Below are 22066 nucleotides of genomic sequence, written 5' to 3'. Positions count from 1 at the left end.
GCCTGATGCTGTCCAAGCTTCAGGAAAGCACGCAGCGCCGACTCCTTTCCCTCATACTTGCGATGATCAGGCGTGTCTGCCCGTCTGCAGGCGGGTCACTGTCAGTAGACCGCCTTCTGGCGCGCAGGAACCTGCGCGAACCGGCAAAACCGATGCGCACACTTCCTGCATGGGCGGTTGATGATATGCGGGGCCTCGCCGTGGAAGTGGACACGCTGCTGTCACCTGGCGCATTCCTCCAATCAGCTCCGGTAGCCCGCTACGCGCCCACGCACTGGGTGGACGCCGGCGCGGCGTATCAGCGCATCTTGGACGAGGTGGGAAATCGTCGCTTTGACACGATCCTGTTCGTGCCGTGGCTCAAGCGCGGTGGCGCCGATCTGGGGGCGCTGCATCACGCAAACCTTTGCCATGGTGACCTGGGGCAACGCACCTTGGTCATTGCCACCGAACCTGGAGACTCGCCTTGGGCTGGTCGCCTCCCCAGGGATGTCGCGTTCATCGATGCAGGCGAGGAAATGGCCGCGCTTAGTGGGCCAACGCGGGAGCCGGAAATCGTGCTCGCCAGGCTCGTGCTACAACTTGCGCCGGACCGCATCCATATCATCAATTCGCATACAGCCTGGAGAATGCTTGAGCAGTTTGGTTTGGCTTTACGGCAACAGACGCGCGTCTTCGCTTCACTGTATTGCGATGAATTTACAGTCGACGGCCGGGTGGATGGACTCGCACAGCGGCATCTCCCCACTACGTCTCACCTGCTGGATGCCGTGATCACAGACAACAGCGCTTCTCCAGAGAGCTGGAGCAACATGTTGGGAATCAACCACGATCTTTTCAAGGTCGTTCATTTCCCTGCGCCACACATGACACGCGCGGCACGTGCGGCACGTGCGGATGCAGCAGGCAACCGTGTATTGTGGGCCAGTCGTCTCGAACGCCAGAAAAGACCGGAGTTGCTGCTGCAGCTTGCATCCCGCATGAAGCACCTGCATTGGGACGTCCACGGAACTGCCCTGGCCGCCGACGATCAGGTGCACAAGGAACTGCGCCGCTTGAACAATGTCACGTTGCACGGGCCGTTTGACAGCTTCCGTGACATCGTTTCTGCGGAGCATCTAGCTTACGTTTACACCAGCGCCTGGGATGGTCTGCCAAACGTGCTGCTGGAAGCCGCGCAAGCTGGCCTTCCTATTGTGGCGCCAGATGTGGGTGGAATCCGCGATCTGGTGCCTGCGCGGTGGTTGCTCGCCGCGAATGCCGACGCTGCGGACTATGTACAGGCTCTCGAGGGGCTGCAGGCCAACAGCGATAGTCGGCAACAGCGCTTGCGTGAGCAGGACGAGCGCGTCGCCCTGTTCACTTGGCAATCATTTGCCAATGGCATGCGTCGGATAGAGGGCTACGCGGACATGTGACAGCGGCTGCCGCAGTAGCTCAGCTCCTGCGCAGCTGTCTAAGCCATCCGCCAATACGCGTCCTGAGTGAGGAAGCAATTGGCAGGCGATTCCCTACCAGACGCGCCGCTTCGAAAAGCCCGACGTTCCCGGAGGCGTCAAAACGACGGGTTCTTGCGAAGCGGTTAGCCACCCGCAGCGGCCGTGCCCACCGCCAGGAACGACTGGCCATGATCTCCTGAAGGAGCTTGGTGCTGGCCTCGTCTCTTGCCCTGTGATACACGCTCGCGTCATGCTCCGCTTCGGCCTGCAGACGGTAGCGGCGAGCCTCGAAGCCGACCGCGGTGAGCTGCTCGTTGCACGCCAGAAGACGATCCTCAGTCATCCTCTGTTGCTCGAGCACATATCGCCGGACCTGGTCCAAGTGGCCAAATCGTTCGCCGGCGGGCAGCGATGTATCAAACAGACGTTCCAGGCGGGCGCTGGCGTCGGCGGCAGCGGCATTGGCCGCTTGAAGCGCCGCGTCCATGGTCTCGCAACGTTCGCTGGCAGACTGCAACTGAAGCGAGAGCTCATCTCGACCCTGTTCCACAGCCCTCAGCGTCGCATGCATCTGTGCAAGCTTGGCCTCCAGTTCCTGTCGCTGCTCTTCCTTGAGCAGGCTGTCGGCTGAATCCGCAGCATGCTTTTCCAGTAGCTGACCCTTTTCCTCCTGCAACTGGGTGACCGTTTGCCAACTGTCACCCAGCAGCGTCTCCAGGCGGGGCTCTCCCTTGAAATGGAATTGGCGCCGTCCGGGAGCGATCGCTTCCCACATCAACACTCCTCCCTGGCGATCCGCGCTGTCGACTACGGCATCAAGCTTGCCGAGCCACCGGCTTCGCGCTTCCAGATTGGCTCCATGCTCAACCAGCGGAAGTGTCTCCAGGAAGGACTCGAAGCTATTTTCCACTCCCAACGACCGGCGCTTCTGGTCATAATAATTGTTGCTGCCGCGCAACCAGCAAGGAATGCCGTTGAGCTGCAACCACATGGTGACGTGGTAGGAACAGGAGTAGCCGAACTGACCTACCAGCACGCGCGGCTCCCGCGTTCCCGGCGGAGCCAGAATGGCCTCCACGAGCAGCGCAGCTTGGACGCCGGCAAATGGAAATGCCCGTTCAAGCCGCTTGACCGTTTCCAAAGAGTCGATCACCTGTTCGCGACCATCCTGGAACGCCTGGAACAGGACAGGCAGCTGCGAGCCGCCCATACGGGCGGATACCAGTGAGAGATGATGCGTCATCTCCAGCAATGCGGTGTCATTACCCGTGTAGCCGGAGGAGTTGAGGTGAAGGAAAGCCCCCTCCCCCCGGCGAAACTGATACAGCCTAGAGAGCGATTGCAACTGCTCCACGGCATCGTCAAAGGAGAACTCAGCAGACACGCCCTGCTCCTGAACGTTGCGCAGGGAGTCGCGGTCGCGCACACCTACGAGACGCGGCCTGTAGGTCGCGACATGCTCGGCTACTCGTTTTGAATAGCCGGCAGCGACCTGTTGCCCCGAAATAACGTAAGTAGTTCCAGGGAGCTGGCGGAGGAGTTCCTCGGCAATGCTGAGAGAGAAATCGCCCCACATCTCGTTGAGGAATCCCCCGCCATACAGATGGACCAGAGAAACGGCGTTGACCACCAGCACCTGGTGAAGCCCCAAGCGCGCCAGATCCTCGTCGTTCAGGGGCTCGGTCGCGACGAACATCAACGCATCGACCTTGTAAACCCGCCTGAGGGCATCGACTCCAACGAATCTGGAGATGGCCTCAAGGGCGAAGATCGAAACCAGATCCAGCGCCGACGTCTGCTGCAAGTGCGAAACCGCGCCGACGTGCTGTAACACGTCGCCGAAATTGCCATAGCCAAAGTCGCTGCCGAGCAGCACCGCCTTGGGGCGACCGGATCGCAGAACTTCGATACTTTCCGCGTCAGCGTAGAAGAGCATTGTCGACATCAAGAAACCTTACGGGAGTCCAGCCAGCCGAGATCGAGGGCCCCGGCAACCCTTTCTGCAAAAACATCCGCGCCGTGCTGCGCAGCGATCAGTTCGCGCGCCCGAAGCCCCAGTTGCAGCGTAGCCTCCCAATCGCCGTAGATTTCTTTCACAGCATCGACATACGCGGCTATCAGAGAGGCCTCATCAACGCTGTTCACCAGTTTTCCGGTCACGCCGTCAATCACCACCTCACGGATACCGCCAATGTCCGGCGCTATCGCAGGCAGTCCAGCGCCCAACATCTCGAGCAGCACGTTCGGAAGTCCATCAAAGTCGCTGGTGTAGATGAATGCGTCATATTTTTCGATAGGCAAATCCGACACGGACGAGAAACCGCCACGATAGTTCACCTTAGCGCCAGCCAGGCCGGTGCCCGAACCGAAGATCGCCTTCACATCAACGCCCGCGTCGGCCGAGCCAAACGCGTCGATCTCGACATTGACGCCGGCGGTCTTCAATGCTGTGGCGATCTGCAGCAGACGCTCCGGCCGCTTCTGCACATCCACGCGCGATGCCCACAGCAGCCGCTTCTGTACCGCCCGCCCTGCGTCTACCACGCGCGGTACGTCACATTTCGCATAGACCACCTCGTAGCTGGGAAGCGGGCCGAGAAAGCGTTGATCATCGTCCAGAACGGCGTTGCAATCGGTCACGACTTTCCAGAACCCGGGCAAATGCTTGCGCATCACGCTCATGCCCCAGGGACCACGCCTGATCTTGCCCTGCCAGCTGTACGTGCCATCACAGAAACGATAATAAACAATCCGGAAACTGGCACCCATTACCGGGCCGAACGAGTCCAGCAGCCGATGCGCAAACCCAGAAGATTTCAGGTGCAGACGCGCGCCGTCGGAAGACACCGCCAGCAAGGCTCGGATGGTCATGGCATCCCGCTCGACCTCGTTCAGGGCTGGGAACGCATTGCAGATATCGAGGAATACGCTCCCGGCCGGGAGACGCGACACCCATTCGTGCCGCGGCGCGGATTCTCCCGCAACGACCAGCAGACGCGAATCAGGCGCCTGCTCGGCAATCCTGTCCAGCACCTGCATGATGTATTTTTCGCCACCGCCTGGACGCAGCCAAGGCAACAGCACGATATCGGTGAAGGTCTCCCCCCCGATCATCCGGTAGAGATTTTCCAGCTGCATTCCCCAATGTGCCGGGCTCCACGGCATGGGGCTATAGCTTCCCGCCGACTCGACCCGGTACGGTTCGATCTCGGGCTCCAGTTCAACGGCGTCGCGCAGATAGCCCATCAGCTTTGATGAGGAAGTAAACAGTGCGGTATTGTCCGCCGAGGCGATCTCCTGCCGCTCCCGCACAAGTTTCGCCCAATCTCCGCCCTGGGAACGCGAACGCTGGACGTCGGCAAGAAACACCTTGCGATCAAACAACGGGCCGTGCGGGATGAGGCGTGATGACGCGGCATCCGCCTGCCGGAGCAGACTGCCGTTACGCTGCCGATAAAAGATGACCGTGTCGGGCGCGACCACCATATCGTAACCGCGGGCACGAAGATTGCAATTGAGATGCCAATCCTCATAGGCGAACCCTGACGCCACCCTCAAATCGTCGTAGCCGCACTGGTCGAACGCGGCCCGCGGCACGAAAATACGGGAAATGTAGGGGTGATGAAGGGCGAAATCCCCTGCAGTGAGATATTTCGAGTCGAAGTATCGGACGTTGTGGTACCGGTCGCCGAAGGCACAGAGATATTCAATGAAAACGACCACGTCCGGATTTGGGTTGTTGCGGGCGGTATCCAGCAAGGCGACGATGGCGTTGGATGAAACCAGGTCATCGGAATCCGAGGTCCAGATGTACTCACCCGTGGCTCGCTCGATGCCTGCGTTTCGCGCCAACCCAAGTGAGCCCACATTCACTTCAACCGTCTCGATACGGGAAAATCCCTCGAGACGCTGCGCGTCGAACGCCTCCCGGGTTGCGCCGTCTGTCCGGTCAAAAACCGCTATCAGTTCGACCGAAATCCCCGCTTTCCTGGCTTCGTGTGCGCACGCGTCAAGCGACAAAAGGGTAGGCGTCAGGAGTAATGACTCCCGATGCAGGTTCAACACCACGCTCACTTCCATACGGCTCACTGGCATTCCACCTTGAAGGGCATTCTGAATTTGAACCACATGGGTTCGTCGTTGTCTGTCAACACATCGAAGACCGCCGCCAATTCGTCGGCATAGATGACGACATTGTCGCTGCGGTCCCATCGGCTGACCTGATTGATACGAATCGCAACCGAGTAGGATTGCCCCCCTCTCAGCAGATTCGCCCCCCTGAATCTGACACGCAACAATTGACCCGCATGCACTTCCACGCCCTTGCGGAAGCTGTTGAAAATGCTTTCCCCCGTCAATTCCTGACCGAACTGATCCTTGATGAGGAAACCAATGCTGACGTTTTTCAACGCCTTGTGGAACTTGACGTCAATGGCCAACGAGAGCTCGTCCCGCTGTTCGATTCGATCAACCGGTTTGCCATCAGCGTTAAGTACTTGCACCGCCTGCACATGCAGAACGGCACCGTCGGAAGGCATTTCCGCATCGATCGGCGTTGCTTCTTCCTGATCGTTTGCAACAACCTGCGTTGGGCCTGCCACCGCTACGTTGTCGAGCTCATCGTGGATGGGTACGTCGTTTGCTTCAAGAATAAGCCTGTTATGTTCGACGAATACATCATTCATGTAGGCATTGGTCACCTCGGTGACATTTCCCTGCATTTTCAGAGTACCGCCATCGATCCAGATCGCGTAATCGCACAGAGCTCGGACCGCATCAATCGAGTGGCTGACAAACAGCACGGTGCAGCCACTCTCCATGAGCTTGCGCATGCGCGCCATGCTTTTATGCTGAAACCATGCATCGCCGACGCTGAGCGTCTCATCGACAATAAGGATGTCCGGGTCCACATGGATGGCGACAGAGAACGCCAGTCGCGCGAACATGCCGCTTGAGTAGGTCTTGACTGGCTGATGCACATGATCGCCGATGTCGGCGAAGGCGATGATATGATCAAGCTTTCCGTCCACTTCGGCGCGGGTGAGACCCAGCAACTGGGCGTTCATGTAGATGTTTTCTATACCAGTGAATTCGGGATTGAATCCCGAGCCCAGCTCAAGCAGCGCCGAAACACGTCCAGCCACCCTCGCCTCACCTGTCGTCGCCGCCAACGTGCCACAGATGATCTGCAGCAGCGTCGATTTTCCGGCGCCGTTCTTGCCGAGAATCCCGTATACCTTTCCCTTCGGAATGCTGAAGGAAATCTCACGCAACGACCAGAATTCACGGTAGAAACGCTTGTTTCCACCACCAAACAACATCTGCATCAGACGATCACGAGGCGTGTCGTAGATCTGATAGCACTTGCTCAGGTTACTTACTTCAATGGCGTTCTCAGATGACATCTGCGAAACCCTTTCTGGTCTTCTGGAACCAAGCAAAGCCCAAGACAACCATCGCCAGTGACAGTCCAAGCATCTGGAACCATGTCATCCAATGCATGCTGCCATGCCATATGAGCAGGTCTCTTGACTGCTCAATGAAATAGGTCAGCGGGCTCAGGTAGAGGTATGGTCGGAACGCCTCGGGCATCGCAGCCACCGGGAAGAAGACAGGTGACATGAACATCATGGCGGTGGTGACGACGGCGATGACCTGTCCCACATCGCGAAGATACACGCCGAGCGAAGCAAGTAACCAGGAGATGCCCAAACACATCAACGCCAACGGCAGAAGCACGACCGGCAGCCAGAGGGCCTGCATCGACGGGACACCAAACAGGACACCGTAGAAAAGCAGCCATACCAGCATACTGACTGCGAAATGGAACAGCGCGGCACCGAGCGCTACCACTGGAAGGATCTCCAATGGAAAAATCACCTTTTTTACATAGTTCGCGTTGGACAGGATGAGTGAGGGTGCACGGTTCATGCACTCCGCAAACAAACCAAAGATCATCATGCCGATGAACAGAACTACCGCGAATTCTGTCTTGGAGCCCGAACCACCTGTCCAACGGGCCTGGAACACGACGCTGAAGACAAAGGTGTAGACGACCAGCATCAAGACGGGCGTAAAGAAGGACCACAGAAGGCCCATGACCGAACCCCTATAGCGGCCGACTACCTCTCGCTTGATCATATCCAGAATCAAGACGCGGTAATGCACTATTGAGCGGATCGCGGTAGTCGGGGCCAGGCTCATCGCTTGGTTTGAATTGAACATTCTTGACTTCCTGAATTGCTGGCGTCGCCCCTCCCAAACGGAGGGCGAGATACGTGGTTTCAACTGAACGAGAGCAGTCAGCCCGAAAGCGCCCTCTCAAGATCCACCATAAGATCCCCCAACTCCTCAACCCCCACACTCAACCGCACCAGCCCCGCACTGATCCCAAGCTTCTCCCTCCGCTCAACCGGAATGGAAGCATGCGTCATCACCGCAGGATGGTTCACCAGGCTTTCCACCCCGCCCAGCGACTCGGCCAGGGTAAACAGCTCCGTCCGCTCGCAGAACACCTTCGCCGCCTCGAACCCACCCTTCAGCACGATCGATACGATACCGCCGTAGCCGTTCATCTGGCGCGTGGCCAGCTCATGCTGCGGATGGCTCTTCAACCCCGGATAGATCACCTTCTCCACCGCAGGCTGGGTTTCCAGCCATTGCGCCAGCGCCATCGCATTGGCGCAATGCGCTTTCATGCGCAGCGGCAGCGTCTTCAGCCCACGCAGCGCCAGGAAGCTGTCGAACGGGCCCTGCACGCCACCGATCGAGTTCTGCAGGAAGGCCATCTGCTCAGCCAATCCCGCGTTGTCACCCACCACCACCATGCCGCCGACCATGTCCGAATGGCCGTTGAGGTATTTGGTGGCCGAGTGGAGCACCAGGTCCGCGCCGAGTTCAAGCGGGCGCTGCAGCATCGGCGAGGCGAAGGTGTTGTCGACCACGATGACCAGGCCGTGCTTCTTCGCGACCGCTGCGACCGCTGCGATATCGACGATCTTCAGCATCGGGTTGGTCGGCGTTTCAATCCAGACCATCTTCGTGGCCGGGGTGATCGCCGCTTCGAACGCGGCCAGGTCGGTCAGGTCGACGAAGCTGAAATCCAGGCCGGCGGTGCGGCGACGCACGCGCTCGAACAGGCGGAAGGTACCGCCGTAGATGTCATCCATCGCCACCACGTGGCTGCCCGCATCCAGCAGCTCCATCACCGTGGAGGTGGCGGCCATGCCGGAAGCGAACGCGAACCCACGCGAGCCGCCTTCCAGTGAGGCCACGCAGCGCTCGTAGGCGAAGCGCGTCGGGTTGTGGGTACGCGAATACTCGAAGCCCTGGTGCTCGCCCGGGCTGCTCTGCGCATAGGTGGACGTGGCGTAGATCGGCGGCATCACCGCGCCGGTGCTGGGATCGGGCGACTGGCCGCCGTGGATGGCCAGCGTGGCCAGCGAAAGCGCGCGCTCGTGGGCCGGCCTTGAAGAGTCAGACATATAAGGGTTTCCTGCTGGGCGCCCAAGGTGGTCGCCGTTGAAGGTTCGGGAGTCTATCAGCGCGGCCTTAATGACCTTTGACCCTGATAAACGCGGATTCAATGTGTAAAAACTTCGAACGTCGCCTTACTGAACGCGACGGCGCAGGTAGTTCAGCAGATCGATCCGGGTGATCAGGCCCAGGAACGTATCGCCGTCCATGATGATCGCCACCTGGCCGCGGTCGAACACCGGCAACAGCGCTTCGATCGGCGATTTCACGTCCAGCCGGTCCAGCTTGCTGACCATCGCGGTGGACACGGTGTCGCGGAAGCGCGCTTCATCGCCGTACACATGCAGCAGCACGTCGCTTTCATCGACGATGCCGACCAGCGTGTCGCCGTCAACGACCGGCAGCTGGGACACGTCATACAGCTTCATGCGCTGGTAGGCGGTGGTCAGCAGGTCGTTCGGGCCGATGACCACGGTGTCGCGCTGGCCGTACGGGCGCAGGATCAGGTCGCGCAGGTCGCCGTGCTGCGGGCGCTCCAGGAAGCCGTTGTCCAGCATCCAGTAGTCGTTGTACATCTTGGACAGATACTTGTTGCCGGTGTCGCAGACCAGCACCAGCACCCGCTTCGGCGTGGTCTGTTCCTTGCAGTACTTCAGCGCCGCCGCCAGCAGGGTACCGGTGGACGAGCCGCCCAAAATGCCTTCCTTGCCAAGCAGTTCGCGGGCGGTATGGAAGCTTTCGGCGTCGGTGATGGCATAGGCCTTCTTGACCCGGCTGAAGTCGGAGATCGACGGCAGGAAGTCCTCGCCGATGCCTTCCACCAGCCAGCTGCCGGACTTGTCATTGAGCACGCCGTCGTTGATGTACTCGGCCAGGATCGAGCCCACCGGATCGGCCAGCACCAGCTCGGTCTTCGGCGACAGGGTGGAGAACGCGCGCGACAGGCCGGTCATTGTGCCCGAGCTGCCGCAGCCGAACACGATCGCGTCCAGCTCGCCGCCCATCTGCTCCAGGATTTCCGGGCCGGTACCGAACTCGTGCGCTGCCGGATTGTCCGGGTTGCCGAACTGGTTGATGAAATAGGCGCCGGGGATCTGGTCGGCGATGGTCTTGGCCAGGTCCTGGTAGTACTCCGGATGGCCCTTGGCCACGTCCGAACGGGTCAGCCGCACTTCGGCGCCCATCGCCTTGAGGTTGAAGATTTTTTCCCGGCTCATCTTGTCGGGAACCACAAGCACCAGCTTGTAGCCCTTCTGCTGGGCCACCAGCGCCAGGCCCAGGCCGGTATTGCCCGCGGTGCCTTCCACCAGCGTGGCGCCAGGCTTGAGATCGCCGCGCTTTTCCGCCGCCTCGATCATCGACAGGCCGATACGGTCCTTGATCGATCCGCCCGGGTTGGCGCTTTCGAGCTTCAGGAACAGCTCGCAGACACCGGTATCCAGGCGCTGGGCCTTGACGATGGGGGTCTGGCCAATGAGGTCGAGGACGGAAGCATGGATGGGCATTCGGGGAACTTCGATTCGCGCCGCGCAGGGCCGGACAGTCGATTATCCGCTGTATGGGCGTGAAGATGGTAGGCCTCGCCGGCCGGCCACGCGCTCGAAGAATGCGCCGGGGCCAAGTGGCGCGGACGACATGGACCGACGAGGAGGTCCACGCCGTCCGCGACAGGGAACGGGGTTGAAGCAGCCCGGGCACCACGGCCTGCGGTGCCCGGGCGGTGTCGGCCTCAACGGCGCGCCGACACGACGGCCGTTACTGGCCGGAACGCCCGGCGGGGCGCGGATGCGTCAATGCGAGGGGGAGGACTGCGATTGCGGGGCGGTCTCGAGCATGCGCAGGAGACGTTGCTTGGCCAGCAGCTTTTCCCGCTTCATCCGGCCCAGGGTGACATCACTCACGGCGAACACGCCGAGCTCGGCATCCATGCACTGGCGATTCAACTTCCGGTGTTCGTCATGCAGGGTCCGGAACTCCGGATCGCGCGCGCGGCGGGCCTCGATCTCGCTCTGGGACTGATCTTCAAACATGATGTACCTCCTTCAGCAGAAACACGAACGCCCCGGCCTGGCGGCACGGGGCGTCTGTCGGGAGAAGAAGGGCGCGGTCGGCGCACAGGGCGGCGTTCCGTCCGGCATTCCACACTGGCCCGTGGATGATTGCCTGCTTCGGTTCGTGCCCAGATTGCATCGGCCCGGCCCTCCCGTCGTCCGGTCCGCACGATGCGTCCCGGACGATTGACCCTACGCTTGCCCGAGGGGGGCTACAAGCCCCATGCGACAAAAAAACCTCTTGCGGCGACGAGTGGTTCAGGCAAGTGAGACCGGACGCCCATTTATTAACGAAAACAATACTTTAAGGTGAAACGATCACCTCTGCCGAACGGGCGCGCGTGGACGCCGCCTTCTTGCCGGCGACCTGGATCCGGTTGCTGGCAACCCCGGCCGCGACCAGTGCGTCGCGCAGCGCCTCGGCACGTCGCTGGCCCACACCGTTGGCGCTGTCATAGGCCTCGATCCGCACTCGCCCCTTGCGACCGATGTTCAGGTACTCGCCGAGTGCCTTGGCCTGGTTCTTTGCCGCGTTGGACAGGGCGGCCTGGCCATTAGCGTAGGCATCGCCACCGAGGGTGAACACTTCCCCACGGCTGTCGAACCGGCTGCCCGGCAGCTTCTGCCCGGAGACCAGTTCGGCCTCCTCGCGGGCCAGCTTGGCGGCATTCTGCTGGGCTGCGCTGAGACGCTGCTGCTGCTTGCCGGCTACGCTGGTCAGCGCGTTCTCCGCGTCCTGGCGGGCCAGCGCTTCGCTTTCGGCGGCCATGCGCAGGCGCTCGGACTCTTCAGCCTGGATCTGTGCCTGCACGCGCAGGCGCTCGGCCTCCTGGCGCGCGCGCGCCGCCTCGCGACGGCTGGCCTCGATCAGCAGATCGCTGCGGGTGCGCTCCAGCTGGTCGACCTCGCGCTGGGCCAGGGCGGCACGCACGGCGGTCTCGGCGATCTCCACCCGGCGCTCGGCCAGGTAGCGGGTCAGCTCCTGATCGCGGCGCTTGGCGTTGCTGAAGGTGCTGATCGCCTGCTGTGCCTGCATCCGTTCAAAGGCGCCCAGGTTGGCCGTGTCCGGATTGGCCGAGATCGCCATGAGGCGTTGGTTGAGCTGCATCACCAGCGGGTCATCGGCGGCGACGGCCAGCAGCGGCAGGGCCAGAAGACCGGCGGCGAGATAGATCGAACGTGCACGCATCAGCGGTTTTCCCCGGTTTCGAGCTGGCGCTGCAGCTGGTTGACTTCATTGCGGCGCAGCTGCAGCTGCGAGGTCGCGGTGGCTTCCTCGCTGCGTGCGCGGGCCAGGTCGGCGTCGGCGGCAGCGCGCAGGGCCATGGCTGGCGCGTTCTTGCGCTCGCGGCGGTCGTCGGCGGCGCGCTGGGCCTGCTGCAGCCCTTGCCGGGCCATGCCGATCAGGTCCGGCGCGTACTGGTCGGCGTCTGCCTGGGTGGCCCGGTCCACCGCCTGGCGGGCCTGGGACAACTCAAGCGCACCGTCCTGGGCGAAAGCCGGGGCGGGGGCGGAGAGTGCGAATGCCAACGCCATCACATACAGGCCATGGCGCATTTGTGCGAAGCTACGTCGATTCATTTGGGGAGGCCGTGCCGGTTGTTGTGCACGGCCATTGTCGTCATGCCGACGCCATGCTTGCAACTTGAGCCGTCGGCGACTCGTTTTTGGGGAAAAACGCGATGGATATCGGCTACTTCCTGAAGCTGATGACCGAAAAGAACGCTTCGGACATGTTTTTGACGACCGGCGCGCCGGTGTACATCAAGATTGAAGGCAAGCTCTACCCGCTGGGCAACACCGGCCTGCCGCCGGGGATGGTCAAGAAAATCGCCTATTCGCTGATGGACGAAGGCCAGGTGCCCCAGTTCGAACGCGACCTGGAGCTCAACATGGCGATCGCCCTGGCCGACACCGGGCGCTTCCGCGTGAACGTGTTCAAGCAGCGCGGCGAAGTCGGCATGGTCATCCGCGCCATCCGCAGCCGGATCCCCAGCATCGAAGAGCTGAACCTGCCGCAGGTGCTGAAGGACGTCATCATGACGCCGCGGGGCCTGGTGCTGGTGGTGGGGTCCACCGGCTCGGGCAAATCGACCTCGCTGGCGTCGATGATCGACCACCGCAACAGCACCACGACCGGGCACATCCTCACCATCGAGGACCCGATCGAATACCTGCACAAGCACAAGATGTCGATCGTCAACCAGCGCGAAGTCGGCCTGGACACCCACGCCTTCCACAACGCACTGAAGAACGCGATGCGTGAAGCGCCGGACGTGATCCTGATCGGCGAAATCCTGGATGCGGAAACGATGGAGGCGGCCATCGCCTTCGCCGAAACCGGGCACCTGTGCCTGGCCACCCTGCACTCCAACAACGCCGACCAGACGATCGAACGCATCCTCAACTTCTTCCCGGAAAGCGCGCATCGCAACGTGCTGATGAACCTGTCGTTGAACCTGCGCGGGGTCATCAGCCAGCGCCTGGTCAAGGGCCACGACGGCCGCCGCCTGCCGGCGACCGAAGTGCTGATCAACACCCCGATGATCCGCGACCTGCTGCGCCGCGGCCAGGTGCACGAGATCAAGGCGGCGATGGAAGCCTCGCTGGAAGAAGGCATGGAAAGCTTCGACCAGTGCCTGTTCCGGATGGTCAAGGACGGCATCGTCGACATCGAAGAGGCGCTGCGCGCAGCCGATTCACGCGACGGGCTGGCGCTGAAGTTCCGCCTGTCCGAAGGCAGCAGCGGCGAGCACGATCCCTACGCGGACTTCTCCGCCGGCCAGCCGACCATCTCGCACGGCTTCTGAAAAAAGGGGACGGAGGGGATTAAGTCGTTTTCGACCGGTCGGGTCGAAAACGACTTAATCCCCTCCGTCCCCTTTTTCGTCAGGCGGCGTCGGGCTGGTTCTCGGGGCGGGCGGCATCGAAGGCGGGCAGCGCCAGGCAGGCCGCTTCGATACGGCGCAGGATTGGATAGCCGGCCAGGTCCAGTCCGAAGCGATGCGCGTTGTACAGCTGGGGCACCAGGCACGCATCGGCCAGGCCGGGCCGGTCACCGTGGCAGAACGTGCCGGTGTCCGGGCTGGCGGCCAGCATCGTCTCCATGGCCGACAGCCCTTCGGCCATCCAGTGCAGGGTCCACTGCGTGCGCGCATCCGCGGCCAGCTGCAACCGCCCCTCCAGGTACTGCATCACCCGCAGGTTATTGAGCGGGTGGATATCGCAGGCCACCAGCTGGGCCAGGGCACGCACCCGTGCACGACCGGCCGGGTCGGCTGGCAGCAGCGCGTGGTCGGCGAACACCTCGTCCAGATACTCCAGGATCGCCATCGACTGGGTCAGCACCTGCCCACGATGCTGCAGCGTCGGCACCAGCTCCTGAGGATTCAACCGGTGATAGCTGTCCCGATGCTGCTCACCACCGCCGCGCACCAGGTGCACCGCCTGGCCCTGCCACGCCAGGCCTTTCAGGTTCAGCCCGATGCGTACGCGGTAGGCCGCGCTGGAACGCCAATAGGTGTGCAGGACGATCTCGCCCTGCCCGCCCGGCGCAGGCGCCGATGCGCCGCTCACGGCGTGGCGGCCTGCTCGATGCGCTGTTCGATGGCACCGAAAATACTGGCCCCGTTGGCGTCCAGCATCTCGATGCGCACCACGTCGCCGAACGACATGAACGGCGTGCTCGGCTTGCCGTCGCGCAGCGTTTCCACCGTGCGCAGCTCGGCGAAACACGACGCCCCCTTGCCGGTGTCCTCGTTGGCGATGGTGCCCGAACCGACGAGGGTGCCCGCGCCCAGTGGACGGGTCTTCGCCGCATGCGCCACCAGCTGGCCGAAGTTGAACTGCATGTCCACGCCCGCTTCCGGCGCACCGAACCAGGCGCCGTTGACGTGGGTCACCAGCGGCAGATGCAGCTTGCTGTCCTGCCATGCATCACCGAGCTCATCGGGAGTGACGAACACCGGCGACAGCGCCGAGCGCGGCTTGGACTGCAGGAAACCGAAGCCCTTGGCCAGCTCGCCCGGGATCAGGTTGCGCAGTGATACGTCGTTGACCAGCCCGATCAGCTGGATGTGCGTGGCCGCCTGTTCCGGGCTGACGGCCATCGGCACGTCATCGGTGACCACGACGATCTCCGCTTCCAGGTCGATGCCATGGTCTTCGCTGACCACCTTCACCGCATCGCGCGGACCATAAAAACCGGCGCTGGTCGCCTGGTACATCAGCGGATCGGTATAGAAGCTGTCGGGCACCTCCGCGCCACGCGCCCGGCGTACCCGTGCCACGTGCGGCAGGTAGGCACTGCCATCCAGGAATTCATACGCACGCGGCAGCGGCGAGGCCAACGCCTGCATATCGATGTCGAACACCCCATCGGCGTCGCCGGCATTCAGCGAATCGGACAACGCCTGCAACCGCGGCGCGCTGCGCGCCCAGTCTTCCAGCGCCGCCTGCAACGTCGCGGCGATGCCCGTGGCGCGCACCCCGCGCTCCAGGTCACGCGAAACGACAATCAAGGTGCCGTCGCGGCCGCCTTCCTTCAAAGAACCAAGCTTCATGGGCACATCCGGCTGAGGTGGCAAACAAGTTTCAAGTGTAATCAAACCCCCGCGACGCCGGAAAGCTGCGCCGCCGCATGGCAAGGAGTGTATGCCGCACATGCCGATGATCGGAGACCCCGCTCGCGCCCTACCCTCCGCCGAGCACGGCTCGGCGCTACCCGCTCTCCAGACGCCACGGAACCTGTCAGCGGGGCCGGGCGGGGAGGCTGTGCGAGGGCGTTGAGCGCCATGGATGGCGCGAAACGAGGCCCGCAGGATGCGGCCTTTGCCGTCCCCCGCACAGCCTCCCCGCCCGGCCCCCACCCGGATCCGGCTTTTGCACTAAAGCCAAACCTGAACGCGCACCTTTGCGCCGGATCTCATTCTTCGGTTAGACTTCGCCGGTCTGCAGCGGCCGTCCGTTTCCCTCCGGGATCGCCGGCGAGCCAGGTCACCCGACCCCTCGCCCGCCCCCACTCCGGCGCCGTTCGTCACGCATTCCAGCCTGCGCTCTCCGCGCCGGCTGCACCCAATTCTCGCAGCGCGGTTCACGGGAACGCTCCGAGTCAGCCGATCTCATCGATCTGCCCCCGCTTGGCCATTCGGTCAGGCGTTCTCTGTTTTTGGAGCTTTCTCGAATGTCTTTTGAATCCCTGGGCCTTGCGCCCTTCCTGCTGCGTGCGCTTTCCGAGCAGGGCTATGAAACCCCCACCGCCATCCAGGAGCAGGCCATCCCGCTCGCCCTGGCCGGCCGTGACCTGCTGGCCGGCGCACAGACCGGCACCGGCAAGACCGCCGCCTTCGGCCTGCCGCTGCTGCAGCACCTGGCCACCAATTCGCAGGAAGTGTCCAACGGCGGCCCGCGCAAGCCGCGCGCCCTGATCCTGACCCCGACCCGCGAACTGGCCACCCAGGTGCACGACAGCCTGCGCGGCTACAGCAAGTACCTGCGCATCCCGAGTGCCTGCATCTACGGCGGCGTCGGCATGGGCAACCAGCTGGACATCCTGCGCCGTGGCGTGGACCTGCTGGTGGCCTGCCCGGGCCGCCTGATCGATCATATCGAGCGTCGCAGCATCGACCTGTCCGGCATTGAAGTGCTGGTGCTGGACGAGGCCGATCGCATGCTCGACATGGGCTTCCTGCCGTCGATCAAGCGCATCCTGGCCAAGCTGCCCAAGCAGAACCGCCAGACCCTGCTGTTCTCGGCGACCTTCGAAGAGAGCATCAAGCAGCTGGCGATGGAGTTCATGCGCAACCCGGAGCAGATCCAGGTCACGCCGAAGAACACCGTCGCCGAACTGATCACCCACCGCGTGCACCCGGTCGATGGCGGTCGCAAGCGCGACCTGCTGCTGCACCTGCTCGCCCAGGACAGCCGCGAGCAGACCCTGGTCTTCGCCCGCACCAAGCACGGCAGCGACAAGCTGGCCGCGTTCCTGGACAAGTCCGGCATCAAGACCGCCGCGATCCACGGCAACAAGAGCCAGGGCCAGCGCCTGCGTGCACTGGCTGACTTCAAGGCCGGTCGCGTGACCGTGCTGGTGGCCACCGATATCGCCGCGCGCGGCATCGACATCAACGAGCTGCCGAAGGTGATCAACTTCGACCTGCCGATGGTCGCCGAAGACTACGTGCACCGCATCGGCCGTACCGGCCGCAACGGTGCCACCGGCGAAGCGATTTCGCTGGTTGCCCAGGATGAAGTGAAGCTGCTGCGCCAGATCGTGCGCCTGCTCGGCCGCGACATGGACATCCGCGACGTGCCGGGCTTCGAGCTGCAGGTGCCGATCCGCTGGGGCAACAGCGCCCCGGGCAAGGCCGACAGCGATATGGGTGACCGTGGCGTGCGCAAGACCTCGCATGCCCGTCGTCCGCACAGCGATGCCCCGCGTCACGCCCATGCAGGCCCGAAGAAGGCCGGCGGTGGTCGTCGCGAAGGCGGCGGTGGTGCCGGCCAGGCGCGTGCTGCGCAGGGCCAGGGCCAGCGCCGTGGTGGCGGTGGCCGCAGCCAGGGCAGCAGCAGCCGCGCGGTCTGATCCGCGCCATGCACAGGTGACGATTTCGGTCGTCTTGCCTGATTGAAAGAGGGACGGAGCGCGAGCTTCGTCCCTTTTTCGTTTGCGTCCGCCGAGCATGGCTCGGCGCTACCGATTCTCCGCGTACGCCGAGCAGCGCTCGGCGCTACCATCGCGCTATGTCAGAAGTTGTAGGCCACGGTCACGCGCGCGTTGCGGCCCGGTTCGCTGTACCGCCCGATGCCCTGCTCGTTGACATAGCCATACAGCGTATTGGTGCCCTCGTAGCTACCGCGCACGCGCTGCCACAGGTAGTACTCACGATCGGTCAGGTTGTACACGCCGGCACTGACCCGCAGCTGTTCGGTGACGTTCCAGCTGCCCACCAGGTCCAGCACGGTGTAGCCATCGGCCTTGCCGACCCAGTCCGGCGTCTCGCGCGTTGCGTTGGCCAGCGTGGTGTAGGCATCATCGGCATTCTTGCCCCACGCATGGGTCAGGTTGGCGGTGACATTCCACACCGGTGACGGCGCGTAGCGCAGGCCGACCACCGCACTGGCCGGCACGATGCTTTCCAGCGGGTCCCCGTTGGCCTTCTCGCCTTCGCTGTAAGCGGCGGCAATGCGCGAGGACCACGCGTGGCTGAACTGCCAGCGCCCTTCCAGCTCGGCGCCCTTCACCGTGACCTTGCCGGCATTCATCGGCATGGTGGCGTTGTAGCTGTACTGGATCGGCGCGGTCGCAGTGGTGCGGTAGCCGTTGGGGTACGCCTGTGCGGTGGTCACCGTCTCGATGAAGTTGCTGTAGCGGTCGCGGAACAGCGAGAAACCCAGCTGACCACGGTCGGTGCTCCAGCGGTAGCCCAGTTCCACGTTGAGGCTTTTTTCCGCGTCCAGGTCCGGGTTGGACGAGGACGTATCGAACTGCACCTGGGCACCGGTGATGGCATCGAAGGCAAGCGTGCTGCCGGTCGGTGAGTACAGATCGGCCACGCTCGGCGCGCGGAAACCCCGGCCGACCTGGGCCCACACGGCATGATCGGGCAGGAAGCGGAACTCGGCACCGAGCTGCCAACTGGGCGCGGAGAACCGCAGGTCGCGCACGCTGCCGGTCGGATCGACGAAGGTCGCGTCTACTGTCGGCGAGTAGTCATAGCGGTCATAGCGTGCGCCGCCACTGAGCACCAGACGCTCCTCCATCAGGGTGATGCTGTCACGCAGGTACAGGTTCCAGTTGCGCGCATCGGTCTTCGGCACCTGGCGTGGATCCTGCTCCACGGTGGCGATGTCGCCGGCCGCGTTCCAGCGCGTATCCACGGCGGTGAAGTCGACGTCGCGGGTCTGCCAGGCCAGACCGTAGACGATGTCATGGCGCGCGCCGGCGTTGTCCAGCACCTTGCTGAAATCCAGCGCTGCACGGTCCAGGGTCTGTTCGGTGGAGCGGTTCTCGCTGCGCAGGCAGGGCACGGTGCGGCCCGGGCAGCCACTGCCGGCGAGGATGGTGGTCAGCCCGCGGCTTTCGGTGACCTGGTGGTCCAGCTGCGCCTCCATGCTGTCGAACAGCGCATTCTGCGCACGGTACTGCCAGCGCACGCCATAGCGGTCACGGTCGTTGCGGTCGTCACCACGGCGCTCCAGATAGCCTGGCGAATAGACCCGCGACAGGTTGTCCACTTCATTGCGGGCGCGGCCGCGCTCGATCATGAAACCCAGCGTGTTCCGCTGGTCCAACTGCAGGTCCAGCTTGCCCAGCAGGTTGTCTCGGGTGCTGTCCACCGGGTCCGGCGTCCGCCGGCCGACGCCGGTGCGGTCCACCGTGGTGTCGTACCAGCTCTCCGACTCATGGCCTTCGCGGCGGGTGTAGACCAGCATCGATTCGGCGATGCCGGTGCGGTTGGCGAAGGTCAGCGTGCCCATCGTTTCATCGTTGGAACCGCTGTAGCCGAATTTCATGCCGACGTGCGTGTCATTGCCCGCCGCCTTCAGGTAGTCGGCCGGGTCCTTGGTGGTGAACACCACCGCGCCGCCCAGCGCCCCGCTGCCGGCGGTGATGGAGTCGGCGCCCTTGATCACCTGCAGGCTTTTCAGCGTGTCGATGTCCACGTCGCCGCGACCGCCGCGGAAGAACTCGTAGGAACGCGCGGTCTCCACCGATTCGCCCAGGCTCAGCCCGTCGACGGTGATCGCCACGCGGTCGCTTTCCAGGCCACGGATGTTGAAGCCGTTGTCACCGAAGCGGCCCATGTCGACCACGCTGACGCCGGGAATGTAGCGGATCGCCTCTTCCATGTTGTTGGCCATTTCCGCGTCCAGGTCGGCAGCGCTGAGGACGGTGACGTTCTGGTTGCGCGAGGTGCTCTTCTTCGCGCGTTCGGCTTCCACGCGCACGGTATCGAGGGTACCGGCATCGGCCGGCGCATCGGCATGCGCGGCGGGCATCGCGGACAGGCTGGCGAGCACCTCCAGCGAGAGCAGGGAAAGGGACAGGTTCATCGGGAAAGCTCCGCAGGGAGAAAGGGCTGGACGTACGCCGTTCCTGGCTGTCGGCGCGCGTGGCGCCGGTGCGGGCTGGGAGGTCGTGGAAGTTCGGGTTCCGGGCGCGCGACGCGTGGTCGCGGCGCCGTGGTGCCGACGGCTTGCCGGCACCGGCGTGGATCAGGGTGAGGCCACCGGTTCCGGGTCGCGCGCGTCGACAATGCGGTCACCGTTGGTGTCGGCGCGCTCGAACAGGCGCTTGCCCGACACCTGGTACTCGGCGAAGGTCATCCGATCGTCTTTGTCGGTGTCCAGCGCACCGAAACGCACGCCCGCCTGGCGGGCACCAGCCTGGCGCACCGAGGCGCGCTGCGCGTCCAGGCGGCCGGCGAACTCGGCGGTGTACTCGGCCAGATCCAGCTGGCCATCGCCGTCGGCGTCGGTGGCGGCGAAGGTCGCGGCGCGCGCGGCATCGAACTCGGCCCGGTCGACTACCCCGTCACCGCTGCGGTCATACAGTTCCAGCATGCCGTTGGCGGTGTGCGAAGTCGGCATCTTCAGCGGATCGCGGTTGGTCGCCGCCGCGCTTTCACGGGTCGCTTCCTGGCTCTTCTGGTAACCGGCCCAGGTGCGTTCTCCGGCCGCGTCGAACTCGTCGCGGCTGATGCGGCCGTCGTTGTCGCGGTCCAGCGCCTTGAAGCGCGTGTCGGTCTGCCGCAGGTGGCCTTCGCGGGCCTGGGCCAGGCGCTCGTCGAAGCGCTGCAGGTATTCGTCGATGTATTCCTGTTTGTCGACGCTGCCGTCGCGGTTGGTGTCGGTGGCGTCATAGCGGGCGCGGCGGAAGGTCTCGAACTGCGCCCAGCTGACCGCGCCGGTGTCCTGAGGATCAAACTGCTCAAGGAAGTCGGCGGCGGCGGAGGATGGTGCCTTGGCGCCGGTCTGGGGCGCCTGTGCGGCAGCGCCGGTGGTCGTGGCCAGGAGGGCCATGAAGATCACGCTCTTGTTCATTCGGGTGGGCCTTGGAAGGAGGGTTCAGGGTTCCAACACGCGGAAACTGAGCGTGTAGTTGTTGCCGTACTGCGGTGCGGCCGCGCCTTCGGGTGCCACGCCGCGGTAGCGGATCAGCGCGAGGTAGGCGCCGGCATGCTGCAGCGGCAGGCTGGCCTTGCCGGCGGCATCGGTGGTCAGCACGATCGGTGCCGGCTGCGCCTGTCCATCGCCGAGCGCGCGGTTGATCTCGACCTTCTGCGCCGGCAGCGGCTTGCCGTCGTAGCGCACTTCGAACTGGAAGTGTTCGCCGGCATACAGATCGCTCGGGTGGGTTACCGGCACCAACTCCAGACCCTTGCCATACGGTGCGAGCGCTTCGGTGGTCGGCGCGCCGGCGGTCAGGTACACCTCCGAACGCGACAGGCTCTGGTAATGCGAGACGATCTTCGCCCCCGCCGGCAGCGGCTTGGACGGATCGCGGCTGCTTTCCACCTTGCCGTTGACTTCAAAAGTGCGGAACACCGCACCCAGGCGGTTGCCGGTGCTGAAGCGGTAAGTGCCCTTCTTGCCCGGCAGGCGCTGTTCCACCACCGCGCGGGTCTTGAGCAGGTGCACGGTGTCCGGCGCATGCTGCATGCCATCCGGATCGGTCACCACGAAGGTGCTGTTGTCGAACACCACTTCGGGCACGAAAAAGGTTTCGGCGAAGCTGGCATCCAGGGTCACCAGGCTGGTGGGCTGGATCTGGAAGGTCGCAGGCGCCAGGTACGGCGTGTGCGCATGGGCAGGCATCACGGCGGCGGCCAGTAACAGGCCGGCCAACAGGCAGGTTTTCATCGGCATCTCGAGTGGAAGGCACCGGCCCCAGTCCGGCGGCGCACACTCTATGCCTATTGCGAATGATTCGCAATACGATTGTTAAGGCTGCGAGCGGCTGGGTCCCTCGCGGCGGGTGGGTCAGGAGCGGGTTGCTGGGTTGGCGCCGGGTGGGTGGGCCATGCAGGACACGCCGTGAATCCGTCCATGGAGGCTCGCTGTTCGCATCCATGCGAACAGACGGTCCTGCATGGCCCA

17 protein-coding genes are annotated in these 22066 nt (G+C 63.6%); 3 read left to right on the top strand and 14 right to left on the bottom strand.

The window, feature by feature from the left end:
- The first annotated feature begins 5 nt into the window (after positions 1-5).
- The gene (locus ACI2JH_RS11490) at positions 6-1418 is read left to right on the top strand and encodes a glycosyltransferase family 4 protein (RefSeq protein ID WP_404736246.1); all 1413 of its coding nucleotides are present in this window, start codon (positions 6-8) and stop codon (positions 1416-1418) included.
- Between the two features lie 19 nt (positions 1419-1437).
- Here the strand turns inward: ACI2JH_RS11490 and ACI2JH_RS11485 are convergent, their stop codons facing one another.
- The 9 genes from ACI2JH_RS11485 to ACI2JH_RS11445 all read right to left on the bottom strand — a co-directional run bounded on the left by ACI2JH_RS11485 (position 1438) and on the right by ACI2JH_RS11445 (position 12523).
- Positions 1438-3375, bottom strand: coding sequence for a hypothetical protein (locus ACI2JH_RS11485; protein WP_404736245.1), 1938 nt, complete (start codon positions 3373-3375; stop codon positions 1438-1440).
- An 8-nt stretch (positions 3376-3383) separates the two neighbouring features.
- Positions 3384-5519 carry a glycosyltransferase gene (locus ACI2JH_RS11480; RefSeq protein ID WP_404736286.1) on the bottom strand — a complete coding sequence of 712 codons (2136 nt, stop codon included), beginning with the start codon at positions 5517-5519 and terminating at the stop codon, positions 3384-3386.
- 5 nt (positions 5520-5524) lie between these two features.
- Positions 5525-6844, bottom strand: a complete 1320-nt coding sequence (locus tag ACI2JH_RS11475) for an ABC transporter ATP-binding protein (RefSeq protein WP_404736244.1) — start codon at positions 6842-6844, stop codon at positions 5525-5527.
- The gene (locus tag ACI2JH_RS11470; protein WP_223181788.1) at positions 6834-7664 is read right to left on the bottom strand and encodes an ABC transporter permease; all 831 of its coding nucleotides are present in this window, start codon (positions 7662-7664) and stop codon (positions 6834-6836) included. The genes ACI2JH_RS11475 and ACI2JH_RS11470 overlap by 11 nt, the downstream gene beginning before the upstream one ends.
- Positions 7665-7741: 77 nt before the next feature.
- Complete coding sequence (locus ACI2JH_RS11465; RefSeq protein ID WP_404736243.1) at positions 7742-8923, bottom strand: cystathionine gamma-synthase; 1182 nt, start codon at positions 8921-8923, stop codon at positions 7742-7744.
- A 126-nt stretch (positions 8924-9049) separates the two neighbouring features.
- Positions 9050-10420, bottom strand: coding sequence for a pyridoxal-phosphate dependent enzyme (locus tag ACI2JH_RS11460; protein ID WP_101100167.1), 1371 nt, complete (start codon positions 10418-10420; stop codon positions 9050-9052).
- 285 nt (positions 10421-10705) lie between these two features.
- A complete protein-coding gene (locus ACI2JH_RS11455; protein WP_101100166.1) occupies positions 10706-10945 on the bottom strand; it encodes a YdcH family protein in 240 nt (79 codons plus the stop codon).
- A gap of 325 nt (positions 10946-11270) precedes the next feature.
- Complete coding sequence (locus tag ACI2JH_RS11450) at positions 11271-12155, bottom strand: hypothetical protein (RefSeq protein WP_182656957.1); 885 nt, start codon at positions 12153-12155, stop codon at positions 11271-11273.
- A complete protein-coding gene (locus ACI2JH_RS11445) occupies positions 12155-12523 on the bottom strand; it encodes a DUF4398 domain-containing protein (RefSeq protein WP_191771406.1) in 369 nt (122 codons plus the stop codon). Before ACI2JH_RS11445 ends, ACI2JH_RS11450 begins: the two co-directional genes overlap by 1 nt.
- A gap of 125 nt (positions 12524-12648) precedes the next feature.
- On the opposite strand from ACI2JH_RS11445, the gene ACI2JH_RS11440 reads away from it, so the two are divergent.
- Complete coding sequence (locus tag ACI2JH_RS11440; RefSeq protein ID WP_042613770.1) at positions 12649-13776, top strand: PilT/PilU family type 4a pilus ATPase; 1128 nt, start codon at positions 12649-12651, stop codon at positions 13774-13776.
- A gap of 79 nt (positions 13777-13855) precedes the next feature.
- Here the strand turns inward: ACI2JH_RS11440 and maiA are convergent, their stop codons facing one another.
- Positions 13856-14542 carry a maleylacetoacetate isomerase gene (maiA, locus tag ACI2JH_RS11435; RefSeq protein WP_404736242.1) on the bottom strand — a complete coding sequence of 229 codons (687 nt, stop codon included), beginning with the start codon at positions 14540-14542 and terminating at the stop codon, positions 13856-13858.
- Positions 14539-15528, bottom strand: coding sequence for a fumarylacetoacetate hydrolase family protein (locus tag ACI2JH_RS11430; RefSeq protein WP_404736241.1), 990 nt, complete (start codon positions 15526-15528; stop codon positions 14539-14541). The genes maiA and ACI2JH_RS11430 overlap by 4 nt, the downstream gene beginning before the upstream one ends.
- Positions 15529-16148: 620 nt before the next feature.
- Between ACI2JH_RS11430 and ACI2JH_RS11425 the strand changes: the two genes are divergently transcribed.
- The gene (locus ACI2JH_RS11425) at positions 16149-17549 is read left to right on the top strand and encodes a DEAD/DEAH box helicase (RefSeq protein WP_182657198.1); all 1401 of its coding nucleotides are present in this window, start codon (positions 16149-16151) and stop codon (positions 17547-17549) included.
- Positions 17550-17710: 161 nt separating this feature from the next.
- Here ACI2JH_RS11425 and ACI2JH_RS11420 read toward each other — a convergent pair whose 3' ends face one another.
- The 3 genes from ACI2JH_RS11420 to ACI2JH_RS11410 all read right to left on the bottom strand — a co-directional run bounded on the left by ACI2JH_RS11420 (position 17711) and on the right by ACI2JH_RS11410 (position 21829).
- A complete protein-coding gene (locus ACI2JH_RS11420) occupies positions 17711-20020 on the bottom strand; it encodes a TonB-dependent hemoglobin/transferrin/lactoferrin family receptor (RefSeq protein ID WP_404736240.1) in 2310 nt (769 codons plus the stop codon).
- A 162-nt stretch (positions 20021-20182) separates the two neighbouring features.
- Positions 20183-21010, bottom strand: coding sequence for an EF-hand domain-containing protein (locus tag ACI2JH_RS11415; protein WP_404736239.1), 828 nt, complete (start codon positions 21008-21010; stop codon positions 20183-20185).
- A gap of 24 nt (positions 21011-21034) precedes the next feature.
- Entirely contained in the window at positions 21035-21829 is a 795-nt protein-coding gene (locus ACI2JH_RS11410) for a DUF4198 domain-containing protein (RefSeq protein ID WP_349998863.1), read from the bottom strand.
- Positions 21830-22066: the final 237 nt, after the last annotated feature.

Source organism: Stenotrophomonas sp. NPDC078853 (genome assembly GCF_044901215.1).
Lineage (GTDB): Bacteria > Pseudomonadota > Gammaproteobacteria > Xanthomonadales > Xanthomonadaceae > Stenotrophomonas > Stenotrophomonas lacuserhaii.
Note: the sequence above shows the minus strand (reverse complement) of the source record. Positions and strands in the feature narration are given on the sequence as shown.